The organism is Emergencia sp. 1XD21-10 (assembly GCF_009936045.1).
Classification (GTDB): domain Bacteria; phylum Bacillota; class Clostridia; order Peptostreptococcales; family Anaerovoracaceae; genus Senimuribacter; species Senimuribacter intestinalis.
Window position 1 is genome coordinate 107,436 of the sequence record NZ_QWEQ01000012.1, and the last position, 25,821, is coordinate 133,256.

Annotated in this window: 23 protein-coding genes; 19 read left to right on the plus strand and 4 right to left on the minus strand. The window is 43.4% G+C overall.

The genetic code is table 11. From position 1 onward, the window contains the following. Positions 1-25: 25 nt before the first annotated feature. On the minus strand, positions 26-1,759 hold the full coding sequence (locus tag D1151_RS09155) for an AMP-binding protein (protein ID WP_161908697.1): 1,734 nt from the start codon (positions 1,757-1,759) through the stop codon (positions 26-28). A 162-nt stretch (positions 1,760-1,921) separates the two neighbouring features. On the opposite strand from D1151_RS09155, the gene D1151_RS09160 reads away from it, so the two are divergent. Further along, positions 1,922-2,434: a DUF1836 domain-containing protein gene (locus D1151_RS09160; RefSeq protein WP_161908698.1), complete on the plus strand. Its 513-nt coding sequence runs from the start codon at positions 1,922-1,924 to the stop codon at positions 2,432-2,434. A 37-nt stretch (positions 2,435-2,471) separates the two neighbouring features. Next, positions 2,472-4,025: an ABC-F family ATP-binding cassette domain-containing protein gene (locus D1151_RS09165; RefSeq protein ID WP_160200687.1), complete on the plus strand. Its 1,554-nt coding sequence runs from the start codon at positions 2,472-2,474 to the stop codon at positions 4,023-4,025. Between the two features lie 194 nt (positions 4,026-4,219). Here D1151_RS09165 and D1151_RS09170 read toward each other — a convergent pair whose 3' ends face one another. From D1151_RS09170 to D1151_RS09180, 3 genes are read right to left on the minus strand one after another with little or no spacing between them, the layout of a single operon-like run. Then, complete coding sequence (locus D1151_RS09170; RefSeq protein ID WP_161908699.1) at positions 4,220-4,690, minus strand: hypothetical protein; 471 nt, start codon at positions 4,688-4,690, stop codon at positions 4,220-4,222. Positions 4,691-4,715: 25 nt separating this feature from the next. Continuing rightward, positions 4,716-5,126, minus strand: a complete 411-nt coding sequence (locus D1151_RS09175) for a hypothetical protein (protein ID WP_161908700.1) — start codon at positions 5,124-5,126, stop codon at positions 4,716-4,718. Next, positions 5,126-5,512 (minus strand): PadR family transcriptional regulator, encoded by a 387-nt coding sequence (locus D1151_RS09180; protein WP_161908701.1) that lies wholly within the window; start codon positions 5,510-5,512, stop codon positions 5,126-5,128. Before D1151_RS09180 ends, D1151_RS09175 begins: the two co-directional genes overlap by 1 nt. Before the next feature lie 287 nt (positions 5,513-5,799). On the opposite strand from D1151_RS09180, the gene D1151_RS09185 reads away from it, so the two are divergent. From D1151_RS09185 to D1151_RS09265, 17 genes are all read left to right on the plus strand, one after another. Next, positions 5,800-6,663: a hypothetical protein gene (locus D1151_RS09185; protein ID WP_161908702.1), complete on the plus strand. Its 864-nt coding sequence runs from the start codon at positions 5,800-5,802 to the stop codon at positions 6,661-6,663. A 293-nt stretch (positions 6,664-6,956) separates the two neighbouring features. After that, positions 6,957-8,390 carry an IS1182 family transposase gene (locus tag D1151_RS09190; RefSeq protein ID WP_243150979.1) on the plus strand — a complete coding sequence of 478 codons (1,434 nt, stop codon included), beginning with the start codon at positions 6,957-6,959 and terminating at the stop codon, positions 8,388-8,390. A 117-nt stretch (positions 8,391-8,507) separates the two neighbouring features. Continuing rightward, positions 8,508-9,221: a C39 family peptidase gene (locus tag D1151_RS09195; RefSeq protein WP_161908703.1), complete on the plus strand. Its 714-nt coding sequence runs from the start codon at positions 8,508-8,510 to the stop codon at positions 9,219-9,221. Between the two features lie 36 nt (positions 9,222-9,257). Continuing rightward, positions 9,258-10,328, plus strand: coding sequence for a hypothetical protein (locus D1151_RS09200; protein ID WP_160200681.1), 1,071 nt, complete (start codon positions 9,258-9,260; stop codon positions 10,326-10,328). 455 nt (positions 10,329-10,783) lie between these two features. Continuing rightward, positions 10,784-11,785: a 3-deoxy-7-phosphoheptulonate synthase gene (aroF, locus tag D1151_RS09205; RefSeq protein WP_160200680.1), complete on the plus strand. Its 1,002-nt coding sequence runs from the start codon at positions 10,784-10,786 to the stop codon at positions 11,783-11,785. Then, positions 11,786-12,628: a prephenate dehydrogenase gene (locus D1151_RS09210; RefSeq protein ID WP_161908704.1), complete on the plus strand. Its 843-nt coding sequence runs from the start codon at positions 11,786-11,788 to the stop codon at positions 12,626-12,628. It begins immediately after the preceding gene. Beyond that, complete coding sequence (gene aroB, locus D1151_RS09215) at positions 12,619-13,608, plus strand: 3-dehydroquinate synthase (protein ID WP_161908705.1); 990 nt, start codon at positions 12,619-12,621, stop codon at positions 13,606-13,608. Before D1151_RS09210 ends, aroB begins: the two co-directional genes overlap by 10 nt. After that, a complete protein-coding gene (gene aroA, locus D1151_RS09220) occupies positions 13,605-14,804 on the plus strand; it encodes a 3-phosphoshikimate 1-carboxyvinyltransferase (RefSeq protein ID WP_161908706.1) in 1,200 nt (399 codons plus the stop codon). Before aroB ends, aroA begins: the two co-directional genes overlap by 4 nt. 40 nt (positions 14,805-14,844) lie before the next feature. Then, on the plus strand, positions 14,845-15,852 hold the full coding sequence (locus D1151_RS09225) for a chorismate synthase (protein WP_160200676.1): 1,008 nt from the start codon (positions 14,845-14,847) through the stop codon (positions 15,850-15,852). A gap of 15 nt (positions 15,853-15,867) precedes the next feature. Next, the gene (locus D1151_RS09230) at positions 15,868-17,007 is read left to right on the plus strand and encodes a bifunctional chorismate mutase/prephenate dehydratase (protein WP_243150978.1); all 1,140 of its coding nucleotides are present in this window, start codon (positions 15,868-15,870) and stop codon (positions 17,005-17,007) included. A gap of 1 nt (position 17,008) precedes the next feature. Further along, positions 17,009-18,199 (plus strand): shikimate kinase, encoded by a 1,191-nt coding sequence (locus tag D1151_RS09235; RefSeq protein WP_161908707.1) that lies wholly within the window; start codon positions 17,009-17,011, stop codon positions 18,197-18,199. Beyond that, a complete protein-coding gene (aroQ, locus tag D1151_RS09240; RefSeq protein ID WP_161908708.1) occupies positions 18,196-18,636 on the plus strand; it encodes a type II 3-dehydroquinate dehydratase in 441 nt (146 codons plus the stop codon). Before D1151_RS09235 ends, aroQ begins: the two co-directional genes overlap by 4 nt. Then, positions 18,614-19,711 carry a M50 family metallopeptidase gene (locus tag D1151_RS09245; protein ID WP_161908709.1) on the plus strand — a complete coding sequence of 366 codons (1,098 nt, stop codon included), beginning with the start codon at positions 18,614-18,616 and terminating at the stop codon, positions 19,709-19,711. The genes aroQ and D1151_RS09245 overlap by 23 nt, the downstream gene beginning before the upstream one ends. Then, positions 19,712-20,065 carry an arsenate reductase family protein gene (locus D1151_RS09250; protein ID WP_161908710.1) on the plus strand — a complete coding sequence of 118 codons (354 nt, stop codon included), beginning with the start codon at positions 19,712-19,714 and terminating at the stop codon, positions 20,063-20,065. 16 nt (positions 20,066-20,081) lie between these two features. Next, entirely contained in the window at positions 20,082-20,516 is a 435-nt protein-coding gene (locus tag D1151_RS09255) for a hypothetical protein (protein WP_161908711.1), read from the plus strand. A gap of 22 nt (positions 20,517-20,538) precedes the next feature. Next, positions 20,539-21,402, plus strand: coding sequence for an AAA family ATPase (locus tag D1151_RS09260; protein ID WP_161908712.1), 864 nt, complete (start codon positions 20,539-20,541; stop codon positions 21,400-21,402). A 232-nt stretch (positions 21,403-21,634) separates the two neighbouring features. Continuing rightward, complete coding sequence (locus D1151_RS09265; RefSeq protein ID WP_161908713.1) at positions 21,635-25,819, plus strand: hypothetical protein; 4,185 nt, start codon at positions 21,635-21,637, stop codon at positions 25,817-25,819. Positions 25,820-25,821: the final 2 nt, after the last annotated feature.

The following is a 25,821-nucleotide window of genomic DNA, read 5'->3' on the forward strand; positions in this document are numbered from 1 at the left end:
TTTCTTGATTTTTTGTGGTAATAATTTACAAATGCTTTGCTTCTTCGTGACGCTTGACCTTGCCGGTAGTGGTCTTAATCATAGGCTGGTCGGTGACGATGATACGAAGCATCTGCTTGTAGGTCGGCAGTTCTTCGTTCATGATATCGATATCTTTTTTTATGATCTGTTCGATTTCGTCAGGATTAGTGGTGCCATAAGTTTCCTTCATATAATCTGGCTTATAAACAATCTTTGCACAAAGTGCAAGATCTTTTTCGTCACCGTCTGCTTTGCGCGGCTGACCAAAGACCATATTTTCTTCTACATAAGGCAGATTACTGATGAGAATCTCAAGTTCTTCCGGATATACGTTCTTGCCGTTTTTTAAAACGATGACGTTTTTCTTTCTGCCGCAGATGAAGACATAACCATCTTTATCCAGATAGGCAAGATCGCCGGTATGGAGCCAGCCGTCAGCTAAAATAGCAGCAGTTTCTTCTTCGTTTTCGTAATAACCGCACATTACATTTGGACCGCGGGCGATAAGCTCACCGATGCCTTCGCTGTTAGGATTATCAATGGCAAGTTCAACGCCGGGCATCGCCATACCGATGGAGCCTGTTTTATGCTGCCAGGTATTTTCTGCGGCAAGTACAGGAGAAGCTTCTGTCATACCGTAGCCCTGTACTGCGGTGATACCAAAGTTATTAAAGCCCTCCAGCGCTTCTGGGTCGATGGCAGATGCGCCGCTGATGACGTAGCGCAAATTACCGCCTAGTTGGTCTAAAATTTCCTTAAATAGTTTGCGGCGTATGTCAATACCGACTTTCAGCAGCAGCTTGGATAACTTCAGACCGAAAGTAACTTTCTTTTCCAGTCCTTGCTTTTTTACTGTTGCCATAATCTTTTTATAGATAGACTCGATGAGAAGCGGTACACAGACAAAGAGCGAAACTTTGTATTCAACGATGTTTTTCTGCAGATATTTCAGCCCGTCGCAGAAGGTGGTGGTTACACCGGCAGCCAGCATAACGACTTGACCTGTTGAGCCAAAGGTGTGATGGTACGGCAGAAATGCCATGTTGATATCGCCGTGACGGATATCTTCCACTTTAAGCATGGCATAGACATTGGCAGTAATGTTGTACTGGGACAGTTGTACCGCCTTAGCCATGGAAGTGGTGCCCGAGGTGAACAGAATAATTGAGGTCGCTTTTCCATCAATCGGCAATTTGCGATATTCGACAAAACCTGCAGTTAGTGCGTCGTGCCCTTCCTTGATCAAAGCAGGAATGTCTTCATAACCCTCTAAAGGTGACATAGATATGAAACTTTCAACCTGTGTATTCTGATTTTCCTGCAGGGCGGTTACGATATCAAGATGTGCAGGATCAAAGACCAGCACATCCGCTTTGCTGCGAATCAGAGAAGATTCCACTTCTTCGTAAGGAAGTCCTTTGTCCAGCGGTACACTGATGCCGAGTCCGCAAAGGGTAGAAAAATATGCTAACATCCACTCGCAGCAGTTTTTTCCAATAATAGCGATCCGCTTTCCCTGAAAGTCTCGCTGTAAAAAAGCGGTGCCCAGACAGTCTACTCGGTGACGAAATTCCTCGAAGGTAATATGCTCGTAGGAGACTTCTTTCTTTCCCTTTTTATGTTTTATAATAAAGGCGTCATCGCTGCGGTAAGCTTTTGCGCTGTAGTCCAGCAGCGCTCTGAAATCTTCGTGAAATACCGGATGAAAGACCTGTTTCAGTTCCTGAATTTTTTTCAATTTAATATCTCCTTATGTTTAAAAATTGGCGGTACAAAGCCTATAATATTTACGTAGTTATTGAAACTATATTAACTCATTATAATGACTTTGTCAACGGTTGACAGAAACTTTTCGCTGTGGTATGATTTTCATAGCAAAAAAGGAGGAAAGGAAACAACCATGGGAAAAAGCAAAGGACTGGAACAATTTAGATTACCGCGCTGGGAGGAACTGCCTTCCATCGATTTGTATCTGGACCAAGTATTGTCTTTGCTGGAGGAATGGCTGGGACCTTATCTGACCTTTGACGGCAAAAAAATCATGACAAAGACCATGATAAACAATTATGTCAAGCAAAAGTTCATCGCACCGCCTGTCAACAAGAAGTACGACAGAACGACTGTTGCTTCTCTTTTTGTCATTGCCATTTTGAAGCCAGTTTATACGATCGAAGAGATTTCTCGGCTGATTAAACTTTCTATTAGAATCAACGAGAAAGAGAAGGCTTATAATGAGTTTTGCGGACACATCGAAAGTGCGGTGTATCATGCTTTCCATCAAACTTCTATGCCGAAAATTCCCTGTGAAACTGACCCTCGCCACCTGTTCTGGAATGTCTGCAATTCTTTTGCGTGTCAGCTTTATGTGCGGAATATCTACTTGCAGTCCCACCCCAAAAATGATAAAATTTAATGAAATATGTACTTTGATTTATGAAGGAGTAAAATAGATGAGCGTTTTAACAGTAGAAAAAGTGTCTCACGGATTCGGCGGCAGGCAGATCCTGGAGGACGCTTCTTTTCGTTTAAATAAAGGAGAACATGTAGGTCTTGTCGGCGCTAACGGCGAAGGAAAGACTACCTTTTTAAACATTATAACCGGCAATCTAATGCCTGATGCAGGTACAGTCAGCTGGTGTAATCATATCACTACAGGTTATCTGGATCAGCGCACAACGCTGAGTCAGGGAAAGACCATCAGAGAGGTGCTGCGGGAGGCTTTTAGCTACTACTTTGACCTTGAAAAAGAAATGCTGGAAGCCTATGACAAAATGGCTACAGCATCGGATGATGAGATGACGCGCCTCATGGAAGACGCTGCAGAGATTCAGGATATCTTGGAGCACAGTGGGTTTTACACCATCGATTCCCGGATTGAAGAATTCGCAGGTGGTCTGGGACTTGCTGACATTGGTCTTGACAAGGACGTGTCAGAGCTTTCAGGTGGACAGCGTTCCAAGGTGCTTTTGACAAAGCTGCTTTTGCAGAACCCAATGATTTTGATATTGGACGAGCCAACCAACTATCTGGATGAGAATCACATTATCTGGTTGACTAGATTTTTGCAGAACTATGAAAATGCGTTTATTCTGGTATCCCACGACATTCCGTTTTTGAACGACGTGGTCAACGTGATTTACCATGTAGAGGATGCAGTGCTGACCCGCTATAGCGGAAACTACGATGATTTTATGCACATGTACGATATCAAGCGGGCGCAGCTAGAACAGGCGTACAAGAAACAGCAGAAGGAAATCGCCGATCTGGAGGATTTTATCGCCAGAAACAAGGCGAGAATCGCAACCACCAACATGGCAAAATCTCGCCAGAAAAAGCTGGATAAGATGGAAAAAATTGAGTTGATTAAAGAAAAACCGAAGCCGACTTTCCGCTTTGACTATTCTCGTGCGCCGGGTAAGTATGTCATCGAAGCGGAAAACCTGGTGCTGGGCTATGATGACGCACTGACAAAGCCGCTGACTTTCCATGTGGAGAGGGGCAAGAAGATTGCTATTAAAGGAGTTAACGGTCTCGGAAAGTCTACTTTGCTGAAAACTATGCTTGGAATTATCCCAGCTTTTGGGGGCAGTGTAAAGCTGGACTACTACGCGGAGCCAGCTTACTTTGAGCAGGAACACGATGGCAGCGATAAAACTGCTTTGCAGGATTTCTGGGACGAATTTCCGGCGCTGGATAATGGAGAGGTACGCCGCGCTCTTGCAAAGTGTGGATTGACCAATGAGCATATTGAAAGTCAGGTGCGCGTTTTGTCCGGTGGAGAAAATGCCAAGTTCCGTCTCTGCAAGCTGATGCAGAGACCTATGAACCTGCTGGTTTTGGACGAGCCGACCAATCACCTTGACCCTGTTGCCAAAGATGTACTGAAAGAAGCAGTTCGTGACTTTAAAGGTACTGTCATTCTGGTCAGCCATGAACCGGAATTTTATCAGGACATCGTCACCGATATCTGGAATATCGAGGACTGGACCTGCAAGGTGATTTAACAACCATAAGATAGCGACAATCTGCGGTAATCGCAAAAATGACACAATTGATGCGATTCTGAGGGGAAAGTGTCAAAATTAGCTTGACCGACAAAATGGATTAAAGTAGAAAACTGCCTGCAGGCGATTTTGTCAATCGACCAGTACAGGCAGTTTTCTTTATAGGATATATTGCAGTATAGTGGTTGCTAAATTTATAGGGAGGAAATGACTCCTGTTGGAGAGCATTTCAGACTTAAAGAAACATTTTTTGTGATATCTGATTTATATTGGAATGTACCTTGTCCAGTAGCGACTGCACCGGAAACGCTTCCGTGTTTGTAAATGCACTTCCAGCCGGAAACATGGAGATTGTAGCTGGTATCTGCTTTTGTTGCTTTGGCGGTAGTTCCATTGTAAGTGAAGGTTCCGGTTAAAGTGAAATCCCATTCTTTGCTGCTATTTGCAGCATAGTAAGTATAGGTTCTGCTGGCGGACTTAGTTTTTTCGCTTGCCAATGGAATGATAGAACTCGTTTCTATAGTAGTTGTAATGATTGCATAGGAACCATCTGGATAGAATTCTTTCTCATAGGTGGTATCTGTTTGCGTTGCAGCAGATATAGGGATTGTAAACGCCATTACCATAGCAATCATTGAAAATAGAGTGATAATTTTACGTTTCACTTCGACTTTCTCCTTTACTTGTATTTTATTCTTCTATTACATCATCATCTGCATTTTCTTCATTATCGTGAATTATGATGACATCAGTCGCCATGACTTGTGTATGCCTTTTTAAATCATGGAGATGCAGCATCTCGCCGATTACGATTGCAACCAAAGCAAGAATGATAGCAGTTTTTAGCCAGCCTCGTTTTCTGGATTTAGCAATTTTCTTCGGCTTGAGGGCAGAACATGTTTCTAAAAAATCTGCCGCAACTTCTTCCGGTGTGCCGAATTCCTCTACTAGTGCGGAAATCGAAAGGATTGTGTGCACTTCGGCATAGTCATATAGTTGCTGGCGGAGTCCGTCAATAAAGCCGTCGGATTCTGCTAGATGATAGATCGCTGCTTCAATTTGCTGCAGATATTGTTCAATCTCCTGGTTTGGCGTATACATCAGTCGTCCCTTTCTTTCTCAGTATATACGACGGACTGAACCGCGCGGCTCAGCTTGACATACAGAGATTTTAGTCTGTACAGATGCGAAATTCCTTCTTCTGTGATGCGGTAATACACTCTGACTCGGTTGCTTTCTGAAATGGTTTTTCCAACTTCTTCGACAAAGCCTTGTTCCAGCAGTTTGCTGAGAGTGGTATAAAGGAGGGGCATCTTGTAAATACCGTCTGTGCGCCGCAGACACTCCTGGGTAATTTCATAAGCGTACATTTGCTCCTGCTCTGATAAAAGTGTAAGCACCATCAGGGGAAGGGTAGATTTCTTGAACTGGGCTTCGAAATTATCCAGGACGTCCCTGCCGCCGGCGGCAGCGTTTTTCTTTTTCATAAAAACCCTTTCTGTCCTAAATTCTCCTATATCCTTATTATACCCCAAAAGAAACACAAGTCAATCGTTCATGTAAAAAAATCATCTATAAATGAAATTTTTCCATATATTTTATTGACATATATAAAAAAGCGTGATATTATAATGGCAAGGATATAGATTGAATTTTCGGATAATACGGTTCTTTGGGCAAGGGGACAAAGAGATACAGGGGAGGAGAGATTCTGATGTGAGCTTTTTTACTATACAGCTTTGAACAATTATAAATTGCAATGAAAGGGGTAACTATGAAAAAAAGTGCAGAAAGACTAATTGCCTTATTATTAGTGCTTTGCCTAATGATTGGGACTTCAAATATCACTTTTGCAAACACCGATAGACCTGAAAAAGCTTTAAAAGAAGACGCTAATAATTTTGTGATTAGTGAATATGATTTATATAAAGATTTATCACAAAAAAGTGATTCGGAATTGAAACTTGAAGGTTATAGTGACAAGAACATAAAAGAGCTTCGCGAAAAAAATCCTAAGGCGGAGTTGAAAAAACTATCTGAGAAGAGTATTCTTGAATTAAAAGCGTTAGGATATGATCAAGAAAGGATTAATGCCATATATTCAGTTAAAAATCTTGACGAGAATCAAATTTCTGACGAGGTATTGCGAGTTGTATGGGCAAAAGTGGAATTAACTTTAAGATCATTATCTTATACTACGACTGGAACATTAACAAAAGGAACTACAAATGCTAGATTGATGGCAACCTGGAAATGGGATCTATGTCCAAGCACAACATATATAGATAAACTTGTTTTTTCATGGGGAAAATCATTGGCATCGAAAGATGCGGACATCACTATAAAGCATTATTCGTCGACTGATAGAGTCAAAAAAACAACAAAAGGAACGGTGGCAGAAAAAGATCCTAACCATGGATGTGCCCTTGAAATTAAGTTTGTTGCTGGTCTGAAGAATGGAGGAAATGCGTATATCACTTTATATTCTTCTCAACAGGCATTAAAAAACATAGAGTGCAAAGTAACGTATGGTCATAGTATGGTTACATTAACGCCGAGCGTTAGCTGGAATGGTGCAAGTGTATCTTTTGGAACGTCGACAAAGGACATGGGAAGCAAAACAATCACACTTGAATAGTTGAAAATAAAGCAACATTTAGCTTCTATGGAGGTTAATCCTAAATGAATGTAAAAAAGATTGCCAAGAGTATTTTATTCTCATTTGTAATTATGGTGATACTATATCTGACCATAGTTCCAATCTTGGCGTATTTCTTTGGAGAAGAGTTAGGCGTATTTCTAGCCATTTCTTTCGTACAAATAAGTTTAATGTTATATATGATTATAAAATGATGTCAAAATCTGAGGGTACAAAAATGCTCTGAGGAAATAGCACACCCATAAAGAATTTTTAAGAAAACACAAATTCAAATGATTTCTTTAGACCAATTAGTGCCGGAAGACCATCTTCTTCGAAAAATTGACAAATACGTAGATTTTAACTTTATCTATGACTTGGTGGAAGAAAAATATTCTACACAAACCGGAAGACCCAGCATTGACCCTGTTATGCTAATTAAAATTCCTATCATTCAATATATGTATGGAATTAAAAGTATGCGTCAGACCATCAAAGAAATTGAAGTAAATGTAGCATATCGTTGGTTTCTTGGGCTGGATTTCTACGATAAAGTACCTCATTTTAGTACATTCGGAAAAAACTACAAAAGACGTTTTGAAGGCACTGATTTGTTTGAACAAATCTTCCAGGAAATTCTTTTACAATGTTTAAAATGCAATGTCATCAACACGGATACAATATTTGTAGACGCAACACATATTAAGGCAGCGGCAAATCGAAAAAAAGCGAAGAAGATTTCCATAGCAAAGAAACAAGCTCGCTTTTATGACGAACAGTTGAAAGCAGAAATCAATGCAGACAGGCTCTCACACGGAAAAAAGGAACTGAAAGAAAAAGACGACGATTCCGATTGTGATGGCGGAGATTCCGGTGGACTTTGTGATTCAAATACAGAAGTAGGCCGAGAGCAAAAGCAAAGCACGACAGACCCTGAAAGTGGCTGGTTTCATAAAGGAGAGCACAAAGAAGTCTTTGCATACACAACAGAAACAGCCTGTGATAAAAATGGGTGGATATTAGATTATACAATTCATCCCGGCAATGAGCATGACAGTAAAACCTTTCCTGCGTTATATGAAAAACTGAGAAAGTATGATGCAAAAGTACTTGTAATGGATGCAGGCTACAAGACTCCGGCAATCGCAAAATGGTTAATTGATGATGGTGTAAAACCATTGTTCCCGTACAAAAGGCCAATGACAAAGGCAGGATTTTTAAGAAGTATGAGTATGTATATGAATTGCTATTTGTGCTTGGCAAATCAGATACTGAAGTATACAACAACAAACAGGCAAGGATACAGAGAATACAAAAGCGATGGGAAAAAATGTGCAGACTGTCCATATTTATCCCAATGTACGCAAAGCAAAAATCATGTAAAAGTAGTGACTCGACATATATGGGAAGAGTATATGGAGATTTGCGAAGATATTAGACATAGCCGAAGTATGAAAGATATCTATGGACAAAGGAAAGAAACCATAGAGAGAATCTTTGGAACTACCAAAGAGCACCATGCAATGAGATATACTAATTTAGTAGGGAAAGAGAAAATGTCCATGAAAGTTGGACTAACCTTTGCGTGTCTGAACATGAAAAAATTGGTTAAACTTCTTGAATACAGGAAGCATATGGGGCAGAAAGTCCCTCATCGCACTCCGTTTTTGGTTAAATTGCGTAAAGTGATTTGGGGAAAACATATCTTTTTAGAAGGGATACTATGAGCATAGAAAAAGCTCAAACCTTGCACTGTGGTCTGAGCTTTTATCTACAGTCTGAGAAATAGTGATAATGTGTTGGTTTGGAAACAAAGTAACTTTTATGTGATGAGGAGGAAAAAGATGAAGAAGCGTTTAAACTTTATGCTGATATTTGGACTTGCTGGTATTTTAATTTTTTCTACTACAGTCATGGGATATGCGGCGGATGCGGTACAGTTTGATCAAAATTCACAGATGAAAGATGAAGCGTATTGGAATGAGATTAAGGAATTGAAAGTTAAAGCTGAAAGTTATGTAGACTCTGTGGTTTCACCAGCTAGAGTGGGAGGACATAAAAGTTTAACCATACCTACTAAAAAGCAGATAAATTACTATTATTGCGGACCTGCTTCGCTTCGTATGGTACTGTTGTATCATGGTATTGACCAAACGCAATCGTATATTGCTGGAAAAATAGGAACAACGGAGGCTGGATCAGATGTTGCCCCGATGAGAACTTACTTAAATAGCCAAGTTGGAAGTGGGACATATACTTATGTCAATGTTTCGGAGCTGGCTTTTTCGGATGGGTTAGTATATAGCATTGACAAAAGAAAACCGCTGATTTGTATGATTCAAACAAGTAAACTCGAATATTATAAAGGGCATAAGTCAGTTCATTTTGTTGTTGCAAAAGGCTATGACTGGGATATGAATGGTTCGGCCAGCTACTCGACAGTGACTCTTAACGACCCGAACAATAACAACGATTATTATGGAGAGAGGACTTGCAAATGGACAGAGATGAGCCAGGCGCTTAATGCAAGTAATGGATGGTATATAATGGCAAAATAATTCTTAACAGCATTTCACAATGCTGGGGGAGGAAACATGAAGACCTACCAAAAGGCGGTGACTTTATTACTTCTAATTGTGCTAGTTTTATCCAGCTATGGTTGTAAGGAAACGCTAAATAAGCCTGAAAAGGATATGCTGACCTTGAAGTATAAATTGACAGAGGATGAAGAACTGGAACCCTTTTATGTTTCAGACACAAAAGTATATGCTGCGGTAAATAAACTTGAACCTTCTAGTATGTCAGCACCAAGCTTTGGCGCTACGACGGAGAGATTTATTGTTTATGATCTTCTGGCCGAAAAGGAAGAGACATGTTATGATCTGGGTGAGGATGATGTCTACATCTATCATGCGATGCCATTTGAAAATGGTATTATTTATGCAGTGTATACACCGCTGGGGCCGGAGGCGTCGTTGGATGAAAGGATTCAATGGCACATCAAATATATCTCGGATGAGGGGAGCAAGGTTCTTGACTCCGGTCGCTGCAGCAGTATGTTTGATATGCTGCCCGGATTTACTATGTTAGATGGAGAAGTGTACTATCTGTATGAAGATTTTGATGAAAAAACCGGATATGGTTTCGGAATCAACAAAGCTGATTTGGACAATCCGAAAACCGTGGTGCGGGAAACAGATTACAGCCTCTCGGAAACCGAATTTTACTCCAATGGGACTGATTGGGCGATACATGTTGACGGAAAGCTTTTAATCGGTAATGTGAAGGGAATTTACAGGGAGTACGATTTGCCGGAAAAAATGTCGGACTTTGGAATCTGTAAAGATTACCTGTTCTGCTGCACCACATCAGATGGGAATAAGTGGACAGCAAGGAGCATCTCGTTGGAAACAGGTGAAGAGTATACAGCAGAAATCGGAATGCCTCTTTATCGGATTTGCAGCATGAGCGGGGATGAACTTTCTTGCATAAGCACGGGTTTTAGTATGTATGTTTTTCGTCCAGGCGAGGAATTTGAAATACTACCTGTAGAAGATACACTGGAGATTATTGAAAATAGGGAGTATGTCCGGTATTATCCATATGGTGAAACAAAAACGCTGGCACAGCTTAATGAAACAAAGTTCTGCAGGATAACCTGGTAGCCGCAAGGGTGTGCGGTCAGAAGTGCAAAACCACAGGGAACCAGTTTGGCGAGCCACCGTGCACTAGCCTGCAGATAGCACGTCCTAAACTCGTCAGACTGACGCAAAAACAAAAATTGTGGAAAGTGCACAAAAAAATACAAAAAAGTTGTGAAAAAGCACTTGATTTATCTAAGAACCTGTGTTAGAGTAATAACATCAGAGTTTATGAAAGGAAACAAAAGTTATGAGAAACTTCATCTTTGCAGCTGCATATTACTTTTATTACTTTTTCTTTACTAACAAGGAAGAGTCGGTTGTGCTGCACAGAAAAGTTTTGAGTAATTGCTATAATTAAATCCTAAAATAATGACAAATTACTTGAGAAACTCCGCAGTCTACTGGCTGGCGGAGTTTTTCGCATTTTAAAAAGATTAACCCAACTAGAATAAAAACATAACGGAGGTAAGAAAGAAATGATTACAGTACTGAAGCCGGGCACCGGTGATGAACAGAGAGAGCAGCTGATACAATGGTTTGAAGAGCAGGGTGTGCAGGTGCATTCCTATATCGGAGAAAATCAGATGGCAGTGCTTGGGCTCATCGGTGATACACATGATATTGATGTGGAAATGCTGGAGCTTCTGGACATCGTAGAAAAGGTTGCGCGGATTTCAGATCCGTTTAAAAGTGCAAATAGACAATTTCACCCGGAGGATTCAGTCATCGACGTCATGGGTGCTAAATGCGGCGGCGGACATTTTGCAGTCATTGCAGGTCCTTGCTCTGTAGAAAATCCGGAGCAGATCAAGGAAGTTGCAGAGGGTGTAAAGGCAGCGGGCGCCACCATGCTGCGCGGCGGAGCTTTTAAGCCTAGAACTTCTCCATACGATTTCCAAGGCATGAAAGCAGAAGGTATCGAACTTCTGCTGGAAGCGAAGAAAGCAACAGGTCTTCCAATTGTAACAGAAATTATGAACGCCAACCATCTTCCGCTCTTCGAAGAGGTAGATGTCATTCAGGTCGGCGCTAGAAATATGCAGAACTTTGAACTGTTAAAGGAACTGGGAAAAACCAGAAAGACCATTTTGCTCAAGAGGGGGCTTGCAAATACGATCAAAGAGCTGCTCATGAGTGCAGAGTACATCATGGCAGGCGGAAATGAAAATATCATTCTCTGCGAAAGAGGTGTGAGGACCTTTGAAACCTACACCAGAAATACTCTTGATTTATCGGCAGTACCGGTGCTGCACAATTTGACCCACCTTCCGGTAGTCATCGACCCAAGTCATGCAACCGGTCATGCAAACTTAGTAAAGCCGATGGCACTTGCAGCGACAGCTTGCGGTGCTGACGGACTGATGATAGAGGTTCACAACAATCCGGCGAAAGCTCTTTGCGATGGACCGCAGTCCTTGACACCGGCACAGTTTGCAGATGTGATGGAAACCGTAAATAAAATCAGAGGGGTTATTTAAATGAAAATTGGAATTGTGGGACTGGGGCTCATCGGAGGCTCTCTTGCAAAGGCATATAAGAAAGCCGGTGCAACAGTTTTCGGCTTTGATAAAGATAGACTGATTACTGCCTTTGCAAAGCTGGCAGAAGCCATCGATGATGAACTCAGTGAAGATAGATTTGAAGAATGCGATTTGATATTGGTGGCAATTCCACCGGTACCGGCAGCAGCGTGGCTTTCTGAAAATGCACCGAAGCTGCCAAAGACAGCCCTGGTCATTGACTGTTGCGGAACAAAACGAAATATCTGCGAGGAAGGCTTTAAACTGGCGAAAGAATACGGCTTTACCTATGCAGGAGGTCACCCTATGGCAGGAAATCAGTTCGGCGGCTTTAAAAACAGCAGAGCGGATCTTTATGAAGGTGCTATCTTTGCGCTGGTTCCGCCTGACCACAACGACATTCACTTTATGGAGCGAGCAAAGAAACTGATTTTGCCGGCAGGATTTACAAAGCTTGTTATCACTTCGGCAGAAGAACATGACAAGATGATTGCCTTTACATCGCAGATGGCACACGTGGTATCCAATGCGTTTATCAAAAGTGATACAGCACTGGAAATGGGTGTGGCAGTGTCTGCGGGAAGCTATAGAGACTTTACAAGAGTTGCTTATCTTGACGCGGAGATGTGGACAGAACTGTTTTTAGAAAACAGAGACAACTTGAAATATGAATTAGATGTTCTCATCGCAGAACTTTCCAAATACAGCAAGGCCCTTTCTGATTGTGATGAGCAGGAAATGCTCAGACTTTTGAAAGAGGGCAGAGATAGAAAGGTAGAGGTAGAGAAAAAATGCAGTTAGAGGAGGTTGGCTATCAGGCCAAAACCGTAGTAAAAGGAAACAGCATTGTCGTTGTTACAGACGAAAACGTAGAAAAGCTTTATTTAAATCGATGCATGCAAAGTCTCAAATGCGAAGGCTTTGATGTATATAGCTTTGTGGTTCCTCCGGGAGAGGAATCCAAAAGCGGGATGCAGTATCTGGAACTAATGAATGCACTTGCAGAAATACCGCTGACTAGGACCGATGCCCTGGTAGCACTGGGAGGCGGCGTTGTGGGCGATCTTGCGGGATTCGCAGCGGCTACATATCTGAGAGGCATTCCAGTCATTCAGGTACCTACAACCCTCCTTGCGGCAGTTGACTCTTCCATTGGCGGCAAGACGGCAATCAATATACCTGCTGGTAAAAATCTTGTCGGTGCATTTCACAGACCAGCCCTAATCTTGCGGGATGCGAGCCTTTTGGAGAGCCTGCCGAAAACAATCTACCAAGACGGTATGGCAGAGGTCATTAAGTACGGAGTTTTAGCGGATTCTGATTTGTTCAACCTGCTCTGTGACAAAGCGGCGGCTTCTTCGCAGATGAACGAAATCATCGACCGCTGCGCGGAAATCAAAACCCGCATTGTGGAAGAAGACGAGTTCGATACAGGGGTCAGACAGCTGCTGAACTTCGGCCATACCATTGGTCACGCCATTGAAAAGGCGGCGGATTTTACCGTCAGTCACGGAAAAGCCGTTGCAAAAGGCATGACCATGATTGCAGAGATTTCAAAAAAGCAGGGCTGGTGCAGCGAAGAAACTGCAGACCGCATTGTAGAAATTTTAAATCTCTATGAGTTTGACCTTTCTATTGCGCAATCGAAAGATGTGCTTTATGATATAATGAAGACAGACAAAAAAAGGAAAGGCGGCTATATTGACTTAGTTGTGCCGGAAGAAATCGGCTGTTGCCGTCTTCAGAGAGTAACCATAGAAGAACTGGGAGAAATTTTATGAGGGAGATTACGGCTATTGCCTCAAAGTCTGACGCGCACAGAGCTATGATCTGTGCAGCGTTGTCGCAGCTGACATCGGGCAGAACCTGTCAGATCCACGTAGACAGTGGATCTAAAGATATCGAGGCAACAGCTGCTTGCTTATCTGCATTCCTTGCAGGAGAAGAAACCATGCACTGCGGCGAAAGCGGTTCCACCCTCAGATTTCTATTGCCAGTGATGGGGGCACTGGGACATAGGGCTTCTTTTTACGGGGAAGGACGTCTTCCGGAAAGACCGCTGTCTCCTCTTTATGAAGAGTTGACAGCTCACGGTTGCGTTTTAAGTCCAAAGGGAAGCAGACCACTTGTCATTAGCGGAAAACTTAAGGCAGGAACCTATACCATGCCGGGCAATGTATCCAGCCAATATATCAGCGGACTTTTGTTCGCACTGCCGCTTCTTACGGGAGACAGTAAAATTCTGCTCGAAGGAAAGTTGGAATCACGCGGATATGTGGATATGACTCTGCAGGTAATTAGAAAATTTGGCATACAAATAGAAGAAAGCGATACAGGATTTACAGTTCCCGGCGGTCAAACGTATCAAGCACCGCAAAGTTATGTGGTGGAAGGCGATTGGTCTAACAGCTGCTTTTTCCTAGTGGCAGGCGCGCTGGCAGAAGGCGGTATTTGCGTCAAAGGGCTTTCCCAGCAGTCACTGCAGGGCGATAAGAAGATTCTCGATTTGCTGAAAAATTTTGGCGCAGAGGTTTGCCAGAGAGAAAGTGAAGTCGTTGTAAAGCCAGGAAAACTTAGGGGCATTACCATAGATGCGTCTCAGATTCCCGATATGGTGCCGATACTGGCGGTGTTGGCATGTGCGGCGGAAGGCAGAACCGTCATTGAAAATGCAGGCAGACTGCGAATCAAAGAAAGCGATCGCCTTACCACTGTGTCGCAGGTTTTAAATGGTCTCGGTGCAAAGGTTAAGGAACTTCCGGAAGGTCTTATCATAGAGGGGCTTGCGGGAGAGCAGATGAGTGGCGGAACTGCAGATGGTGCAAATGACCACAGAATCGTCATGATGGCAGCTATTTCCTCGCTTCTTTGCAAAGAGCCGGTTATCATTACCGGTGCGGAGGCGGTAAGCAAGTCCTATCCGGATTTTTTCTGGGATTTAAAGAAACTAGAGCTTGATGGAAACGTCAGGATTTAGAAATAGATCAGTTATTGTTTGTAGGGAGAAAGGAAAAGACATGTCTTCTTCTTATGGAAATCATGTAAAAATTACTATTTTCGGACAGTCCCATTCTGCGGCCATCGGCGTAACCATTGAGGGACTTCCGGCAGGTTTTTCCATCGACATGGAAAAGCTTCAAGTCTTTATGAACCGGCGTGCCCCTGGACGGAGCAAATACAGTACGCCCCGAAAAGAGGCCGATATGCCGGCATTTTTAAGCGGTCTTGTAGGAAATACTACCTGCGGCGCACCGCTGACAGCGATGATAGAAAATACCAATACCAGGTCAGGGGATTACGACAATATCAGAGATATTCCAAGACCAGGTCATGCAGATTATACAGCACACGTAAAATACGGCGGTTTTGAAGATGTCAGCGGAGGCGGGCATTTTTCAGGACGTCTGACTGCGCCTCTTTGCATTGCAGGCGGCATTATGAAGCAGATTCTGGAAAAAGAAGGAATCGAGATTTCCGCTAAAATTAAAGAAATCGGCGGAAACGCCGTGCAGCCTACCAAGGCAATCGAAGAGGCTATGGAGCGAGGCGACTCTGTAGGCGGCATTATCGAATGCACCATCACCGGCGTTCCTGCAGGCGTTGGAGAGCCGATGTTTGACGGACTGGAAAACAAAATTGCCCAGGCGGTCTTCGGAATCCCTGCTGTCAAGGGAATTGAGTTTGGCAGGGGATTTGAGGCGGCAAAAATCTGCGGCAGTGAAAATAACGATGCGTTTTATTTTGAAGGTGATACGGTGAAGACGAAGACCAATAATCACGGCGGTATTCTGGGTGGAATCAGCTCTGGCATGCCAATCGTTTTTCGTGTTGCAGTCAAGCCGACTCCTTCCATATCTACAGAGCAGCACAGTATCAGCTACGAAAAGGGCGAGAATGCGATGCTAAAAGTAGAGGGAAGACACGACCCTTGTATCGTGCCAAGAGCAGTGCCGTGTGTAGAAGCAGCGGCAGCTGTTGCAATTTATGAATTATATCAATATCGATACCGATACTATGAGAAATAAAGGAGATTGAAAAAAATGAGTATGGACGACTATAGAAGCAAAATTGATGCGATTGACGAAGAAATCGTAAAAAAACTGGAAGAGCGAATGAGAGTGGCGGAAGAAATCGCACGTTACAAGAAAAATAATGAACTTCCGGTGCTGGATGCTATGAGAGAAAGAGAAAAAATTGACAAACTTACAGATTTAGCCTCAGAAGATATGGCATCTTACACCAGAGTGTTATATAATACAATTATGGAGATGAGCAAAGATCACCAGAGAAAGATTACCCAGAAGGAATCACCTCTGGCAAAATCTATCGCTGATGCACTGGAAAACACACCTAAGGTATTTCCTGCAAAGGCCAGCGTAGCTTGCCAGGGAGTGACCGGCGCTTATTCTCAGGAGGCCTGCGAGAGACTGTTTAAAATGCCGAAGATTATGTATGTGAAGAATTTCAACGGTGTATTTGCAGCTATCGATAAGGGGCTGTGCCAGTACGGCATTCTGCCTGTCGAAAACAGTACGGCAGGTTCAGTGAACCAGATTTACGATTTGATGATGAAGTACAACTTCTACATTGTCAGAAGTATCAAGCTGAAGATCGACCATAGTCTTTTAGCCAAGAGAGGAACAAAGAAAGAGGACATCAAGGAGATTTTTTCTCATGAACAGGCAATTATGCAGTGTGATGACTATCTGAAACATTTCCCTCACGCAAAGATTACCATTTGCGAAAATACTGCAGAAGCGGCTAAGATGGTAGCCGAATCCGACAGAACGGACGTTGCTGCGCTGGCGGCCTATGAGTGTGGACAGCTTTACAGCTTGGAGTGTCTGGAAGAAGGAGTACAGGATAATGGAAACAACTATACCAGATTTATCTGCATCAGCAAGAATTTAGAGATTTATCCCGGCGCTGACAAGACGAGTCTGAAACTGGTGGTTTCCCATAAACCGGGTTCTTTGTACAATGTACTGGCTAGATTTAATGCACTTGGTATTCAGATTTTTAAACTGGAGAGTCGTCCGATTCCAGAAAGAGATTTCGACTACATGTTCTATTTTGACATCGTATCCGAGGTTTACTCTGAGGAATTTGTCAGACTGATGAACCAGCTTGAAGATCTGACACAGGAGTTCAAGTACTTAGGAAGTTATATGGAGATTTAACATGAAAAAATTTGGACTGATTGGCGGAAAGCTGGGGCACAGCTATTCGCCGCTGATTCACAGTAAGTTTGGGGACTATACCTTTGAACTTTGCGAGACGAAACCAGAGGATTTGGAAAACATGCTGCATGATGAAAGCTACGGCGGCTTCAATGTGACTATTCCGTATAAGAAAGTAGCCATGGAGATGTGCGATGAACTTTCCGATACGGCAAAAGCCGTCGGTTGTGTCAACACAGTGATCCGAGATGAAGAAGGAAGACTGCATGGCTATAATACAGACTATTTTGGGTTCAAGTATATGCTTGAAAAGAACAAAATCGAAGTGAAAGGCATGAAGTGTCTGGTTCTTGGAAGCGGCGGGGCGTCTCTGACCGCAAGAGCAGTCCTAAAGGATTTGAACGCTGCTGAAATTCTCATAATTTCACGCAGTGGTGAACATAATTATGAGAATATCAGTCAGCATTTTGATGCGGAAATTATTGTCAACACAACGCCTGTAGGAATGTATCCGAACAACGGGAAATCACCGGTCAACTTAGATGATTTTAAAAACTGCTGCGGTGTTGTGGATGTGATATATAACCCTAACAGAACCAAGCTGGTGCTGGACGCCATAGAGAAATCTATTCCGGCAACCGGCGGGCTGGAAATGCTGGTAGCGCAGGGAAAGCAGGCCAGCGAGCTGTTCCAGCATAAAGAAATTGAAGACGAAGAAATCGACAGCGCGATTGATGAAGTTCGCAGCGAGACGATGAATATGATTCTAATCGGCATGCCGGGCGCAGGAAAGACCCTGATTGGCGGCGAAATCGCGAATAGAATGGGGCGTAAATTCGTGGATATCGATGATATGATTGTCGAACACGAAGGCATGTCTATTCCGGAAATTTTTGACCAGAAAGGCGAAGCATATTTCCGAAAGGTGGAAACTGAAATGCTGGAAAAGGCCTGTGTGCAGACCGGTCTTGTCATTGCGACCGGCGGCGGTGTTGTCAAGAAAAAAGTCAACTACAACATTTTGAAACAAAACGGAATCGTGATTTGGATTAAGCGCGACCTTGATAAATTGGAAACCGAAGGGAGACCTCTTTCGAAATCCATGCCGCTTGCGCAGATGTATGAGGAGCGAAAGGACGCTTATTCCTACTGGAGCGATTTTTACATCAATAATAATGAGGAGAGAGAATGATGAAGATTCTGGTAATCAATGGACCCAACATCAATATGCTGGGAATCAGAGAGCCGGAAATTTACGGAAAAGCGACTTACTCCGATTTGGTGGAATATGTTGAAAAGGCGGCTTCCCGGCTCAACGTGGAAGTCGCTTTTTTTCAGTCCAATCATGAAGGCTCCATGGTGGATGCTATTCAGGAGGCTTACGGTAAATTTGACGGCATTGTAATCAATCCGGCGGCGTACACCCACACCAGTGTGGCGCTGTTGGACGCCCTGAAGTCTGTAGGCATACCTGCTGTGGAGGTACACATTTCCGATGTGCGTCAGCGGGAGGATTTCAGGCAGGTGTCCTTTGTCAGGGCTGCCTGTGTTGCGACGGTCATGGGCAAGGGTTTTGACGGCTACGTAGAGGCTATGGAGGTACTGCGTGGAAAACAAAAAGAAAGTTAAGGCAAAGCTAGTGTCGACGCTGCCTTATATCGTTGGTATGATTTGCGGCGGCCTTTTGGGATATTTTGGCATGGAGATCTTTAGTGGTCATGGACTGGAGATTCCGCTTTTGATACTCAGCTTTGCAGTGATTGTGTATGTGCTTATCATCACTCACGAAGCGGGGCATCTGGTCTGCGGGCTGCTTTCTGGCTATAAGTTCGTATCTTTTCGGATCGGCAGTCTTATCTTTGTCAAGCAAGAGGACAAAATCCTTCGCAAAAAGTTCAGTATTCCGGGAACCGGCGGTCAGTGTCTTTTGGATCCTCCTGACAAGGACGAGGATGGAGGATATCCGGCTGTTTTATACAATTTAGGCGGCGGTCTTTCCAATCTGTTGTTCAGTGCAGCAGGATTTATAGGTATGTCGCTGTGCCCACAGGAAACGACTGGGCGTATGATATGTTTGATACTGGGATTGATGGGGCTTTACTTTGCAGTAACCAATCTGGTTCCCCTAAAGGTGGGCGGTATTGCTAACGACGGCTATAATATCAAGACATTTCGCAGCGATAAAGAAAGTGCAGATGCGTTTTGGCGACAGATGAGGATTAATAAGCTGCAGCAGACGGACGGCAAGCGGCTTGCTGAAATGCCGGAAGAATATTTTGTAGTGCCGGAAGGGGATTTTTCGGGTAATCCTCTGGTAGAGGCCATTGCTTTCGCAGAAATGCAAAGGCGCATGGATGAGGGAAGATTTGATGAGGCACAGGCGGCAGGATACAAGTTATTCAGTTCACCAAAACTGCTGCCCTTCTATAAGAATTTTGTTCAAATGGAACTTCTTTTTTTTGAGCTCATCGGCCAATGTAGGAAAGAAGAAGTGGACAGGCTGTATACGAAACAGCTGAAAAAGTTTATGAAGTCAATAAAGGGGTATCCAAATACCCAAAGGACGCTTTATGCCTATGCAGTTCGGTTCAGCAAAGATGAAGAGGCGGCAAAGAAGGCGAAAGCGAATTTTGAGAAAGTCCTGAAGACTTACCCGACGCCGGGTGAAATCAGGACAGAACAGAAACTGATGGAGGTTGTGTAGATGAAAGTATATTGTTATCCAAAATGTTCCACCTGCAAGAAAGCTCTCGCGTGGCTTGATGAAAATGGTGCAGAGTATGAACTCTTTGATATTAAGACGCAGAATCCAGATTCGCAGCAGATTCGCAGCTGGTATGAGATGAGCGGTCTTCCGCTGAAAAAGTTTTTCAATACCAGTGGGATGATCTACAGGGAGATGGAACTTTCGAAAAAATTGCCGAATATGAGTGAAGAGGAGCAGATTATCCTGCTTGCCAGCGATGGTATGCTGGTAAAGCGTCCCCTTGTAATTGGAGAAAATTATGTGCTCACAGGCTTTAAGGAAGCGGAATGGGCAGAAAAGATACTTAAGTAATGATTGGAGGGTAAAAATGGATAGGGCACAGCAACTGCGGGAAATCAGGGAAGCGATTGATACAGGCAGACTGACTCTGCAGTACTTAAATCGCGCAAGAGATGAACTGAGTGCAGCCTCCGGCTTTGGAATTGCTGATATGTTGGGCTTTGACCTGATTGGAGGAATCGGCAAACACATGAAGATGGGGAGTGCAAAGCGGGAATTGGAATCAGCAAAACGGCAGGTAATGGTCTTTCAGAGAGAATTGAAAGACGTCAGTGGAATATTGGATTTCCAGATTGATATTGGAGGATTTCTAACTTTTGCCGATTTTTTCTTCGACGGAATTTTGGCAGATGTGTTTGTCCAGTCTAAGATCAGCCAGGCGAAGGAGCAGGTGGATCAGGCGATTTGGCAAGTGAACAGAATTATAGAGGATTTGCTGCGCATGGAGCAACAGGCTCTGTAAAAGGACATCAGGGGGACATATGATGGTATATTTGAAAAACTTCAAACTGCCGGAAATGATAGCGGAAGAACTTTTTCTTAACGATATAAGGCAGACTTGTTATGACAGTTTTTACCCCTTTGGCATTTTTCCGCAGAAGGGGTTTTCTGCTGTAGATTTTGAACCGATTACCATATTTTATGGCAGCAATGGTTCGGGTAAGACGACCTTGCTCAATGTTATCGCTGAAGCCATAGGCGCACAGCGCAGCGCACCTTATAACAATAGCAGTTTTTTTGCGGATTTTTCCAGAATGTGTCAAGCAGAGTGGGAGTCTTACTATCAGGACAGCACCATTATCACCAGTGATGATGTTTTTGACTATCTCTTTGATCTGCGAGCCCTTAACCATGGTGTGGACACAAAACGAGAAGATCTGATGGAGGCATACAGACAGCTGCGGTGTGAGAAATTTCAGCTGAAAAGTCTTGACGACTATGAGAAACTGAAACAGGTTAATTCCGCTCGGAGAAATACAAAGTCGGAGTTTATCAGGCAGAATATGCCGGGAAATGCCCGTGGGCGTTCCAATGGAGAAAGTGCATTTATGTACTTTACAGAAAAGATAGAGGCAAACCAAATTTATCTTTTGGACGAGCCAGAAAACAGTTTGTCGGCAGCATATCAGCAGGAACTGACTGGATTTATTGAAGATTCAGCCAGGTTCTTTAATTGTCAGTTTATTATAGCGAGCCATTCGCCCTTTATTTTGGCGACCAAACAGAGCAAGATCTATGATCTTGATGCTCTGCCAGTTACTGAGCGCAGATGGACTGAACTTGAGAATGTACGCAGATATTTCGAGTTTTTTAAGTCCCATGAAGAAGAGCTATTAGCAGAAACTTGACAACGACTTCCTGCGGGTGTAGAATAAAAATGATTTTTGATGAAAAAGAATGAAGCGAAGGAAGAGTTTGATATAGCGCTCCATCGCTTCTTACCATTCAAAAGTCTATTAACTTAAGAAAGAAGTAAGAACTTACCAAAACGAAAAAGGGAGGCAAACCAAATGAAACATTACAACAAGAAGCTTTTAGCTCGCATGTTGTGTCTGTTTTTCGTTTTCTCAGCATTCGGTGGTGGCTTGCTTTCTTCCGGAAAATGGCTGGGGGGGGGGTCAGTCCTATGCGACTGAGGCACCTTTAACTGAAGCCGAGCACGAAGTGCAGCCGGAAGGCAGTGAAATACCGGATGAAAATGTTGATGCAGAGGGCGGCATTGTAGATGGCGCCGATGTTGACGTTGACAAAGAAACGGAAGATGTAGATGTGGCAGAAGTGGGTGAAGAGGAAGAAAATCAGACTGAGAGCGGTAAACGCATGGTTGCATTTTCTGATGACGGCATTGATCCACAGTCAAATGACACTGGTGCATTTAATGTAACCGGCGGTACATATGGCGTGGATTATGAGTATAAAGAAACTGTATATAATACGCAGGGATATGGAAATGCAGAAAACACTGCTGATCAGTATGTGCCTACAGTAGGTAGTGTAGTGCCGCGAACATTTCAGGCACTTGTTATTAAAAAAGGCACACCATTGACGATATCCACTAGTGGTACGTCAAATGCAGGGATTTTTATTGAGGCAGGTGTGCATGCGGATTTAACCTTTGCAGGTGTAGATATTAATGCATACTATCCGGTAAATATCGTGACAAATAAAGAGGATTTGAGTAATCCGACTTCTTTGCATTTGACCCTTGCCGATGGCAGTACGAATAGGCTCACTTGTAATAATAGCAATGGAAATATTCAGTCTCCGGGTATTCGCTGCGGAGAAGGTTCTAAATTGACCATTGACGATAGTCGTAGAAATGTAGATCAGAATGGACAATTTGTAGCGCCGAAAGATGGCAAAGTATCCAGAGATGCAGTTCTTGCTGATGGCACTGTGGTTAAGGCAGGCGATCGATTGACAATGCTGGATAGTGCCAATCCAGGTACTTTAGAAGTCAACGGCGGCCTTCGCGCATCAGCAATTGGAGGCGGTCCGATTGAAAACAGTGGAGATATGACCTTTAACGGCGGCGAGATTAAAGCATATGCCAACGGTCCGACAGAAAGCCGATATGGAGCGGGATGCGGCATCGGCGGCGGGCATGCCGGTGGTAGTACAGTGACTACGTTTAACGGCGGAGACATTGATGCAAAGGGTTCTTTTCATGGCGCGGGCGTTGGTGGCGGCTGCACCTATATAGGTGGGATGTCCAATGGAGCAGAAACCACCTATGCGTTTACAGATGCGATTTTATGTGAAACACCGAAGAGTACCATTGCTGGTGATATCAATATCAACGGTGGATTCCTCAAATCGGAGGGATTTGAGCATAGTAATGCGTTTGGTCAGGGATGCTCTGGAACCAATACTGGCAAGACCATTACGATTACTGGGGGCACATTGTTGCCGAAATCGCAGGCAGGCTGGTATGATATCGGTGGAGCAGGCGGTGACGTGGTTGTTACCGGCGGTTCGATTCGATTATCTGCACCGGGAAAATTCCAATGTAATGGTGGTACGGCTTATGGAGACTTAACGAAGAAAACAAGGGTCTTTGTAACAACTGTGAACTTATCTGGCGAAAAGATTAAGCACGAAATGGCAGATGGTACGACAAAGGAAGAGCTTATCGAAAATCATGCGATTACAGATTGGGAGTTATCGATTGGTGGTCAAAAATACGAATATGGTGCACCGTCTTTCTTTGATAACGGCAAACTATATCTATGGCTCCCATACGAATTTCAGGGAAAACCGGTTGCAGGGCAGGAAGTAAAAGTAAGCTTGAAGCCTGTAACAGTAGATGAAAATGGTAATGAAATCGTAATGGAGATAGAACCGCTTTTCATTAGTTCCGTTAAACCTACGGAGGATCCTAATGCAGCAGCACCTTTGAAACGATATGTAGACTTTGAATTGCCAGATGAATATAGTCAGGAGAAGATGACCAAAGATTACGATGGCTTACCGTTTAATGCCATTGACGTATCAACGATTGAAAACGAAATCACAGATGCTTCTGGTAATGTCATCGATACGAAGATCGGACTTTATACCGGAGAAATAGACAATAAATATTTAGATAATCCTTCAAAGGTGTCGTATAAGGCGCAGCGTTATGATAAACAGAATGGGAAACCGATTGAGCAAGAACAGCTGCTTGGAAATAAGCTGCCGGAAGACGCAGGTATTTTGAAATTTACGATGACCTCGACCCAATATTCTGACGGTACGCTTGCAGGCTATGAGAACTTTGCACAAAGTTACTGGGGGCATCGTGCAACAGGCTGGGCAATTATCAATAAGATTCCATCAGAAATTGCAGACGCGACTTATGATATCGAATATGGAGAAGACCCGGCTACCCATGAAACCATTGTAACGAAGATGACCTTTAAAGCCAAGGCAAAACAGGGGGCAGCAAAGAGAAAACCTACCTGCAAAGCGCCAGATGGATATATTCAGTTTTATGTCAACGGTGTAAAAGTTGGAGAGCCGATTAAAGCGAATGCAAAAACAGCAACGGAAGAAATCAACGGAGAAGAGTATGCATATGGCGTGATTGATAAAGTGATTTCTTTTAATACAGGTGCTTATCCAGCTATTCCGAAACTGGAATCCGGCAAGTTTGTAGTAGAAGCAAAATATACAGAAGGTTATAACTACGAAGAATCTTATTCTCTTGTCAAACCGGAAGAAAAGCCGGGTACACCAGGTGGCTCTGATACAGATGAGCCGACCAACTTCCCATTTGTAAATCCGCCAACTCCAGTGATTCCAAGTGCTGGCAGTGACCCGGATCATCCGGATGAAGAGCCGAAGGGAACTATCCTGGAGCCAGGTGAGATCGAGAGAATCGAAGACGATGGTGATATTTTTAGATTGCATGGAAAAGTCAATGACAAAGTAAACCGGAAGACGGAAAAAGGTAAGACCGTTTTGAAGACTGAGTTGGTAAAATTTTTCAACGATAGGTATGTATTTATCGGCATTGACGGGCGTTTGCTGAAAGATGAAAAAGGAAATCCTTTAAAAGTTGCAGACGTTACAATTAGGGATGCAGATGGCAATGAAATTCAAGAGATTGATTTGTCTAAGCCTGGGAAATATGTAGTTACTACAACTGTTACCGATGCACAGGGAAACAAGACGACGATTAATCTGGCGTACAATGTAATAAAGCCGATTATTCAGGATCCTGATCTTAATAAGGATACCAATGACGATGGAATTCCAGACATCAATATTGATACGGATGACGATGGACTCCCTGATATTAACATTGATACCGATGGCGATGATAAGCCGGATATCAATATTGATACCGATGATGATGGTAAACCGGACGTCGACATTGATACCGATGGAGACGGCAAACCAGATATCAATAAAGACACCGATGGAGATGGCAAACCGGATGTAGATATTGACACCAACGGAGACGGCAAACCGGATATCAATAAAGATACTGACGGAGACGGCAAACCGGATTTAGACATCGACACCAACGGAGATGGCAAACCGGATGTGAACGTTGATACCGATGGCGATGGAAAGCCAGATATTAACAAAGATACCGATGGAGACGGTAAACCGGATTTGGATATTGACACCAACGGAGATGGTAAACCGGATGTAAATGTAGATACCAATGGCGATGGAAAGCCAGACATTAACATCGATAAGGATGGGGACGGAAAGCCAGACATCAACATCGATAAAGATGGAGACGGAAAGCCAGACATCAACATTGATAAAGATGGGGACGGCAAACCGGACATTAACATCGATAAGGATGGAGACGGAAAGCCAGACATCAACATCGATAAAGATGGAGACGGAAAGCCAGACATCAACATCGATAAGGATGGAGATGGCAAACCGGATATCAACATTGACACCAATGGAGATGGCAAACCGGATATCAACATCGATATTGATGGAGACGGTATTCCAGATATCAACATTGACACCGATGGAGATGGCATCCCAGATTTGAACGTGGATACGGATGGAGATGGTAAACCGGATGTCAATATCGACACTGATGGAGATGGCAAGCCAGATAAAAATATCAAATCTCCAGAAGATATTAAGAACATTATCAAGGAACAGAATCCTGAAACAGACGAGCTACCTTGGTGGATTCCAAGAACTGGAGATACAGCTAATATGCTGCTCTGGGTTGCAGGACTTGCTGCTGCAGTGCTGGCACTTTGCGGCATGGTATTTGGAATCAGAAGAAAAAACGGTGTAAAATAAAT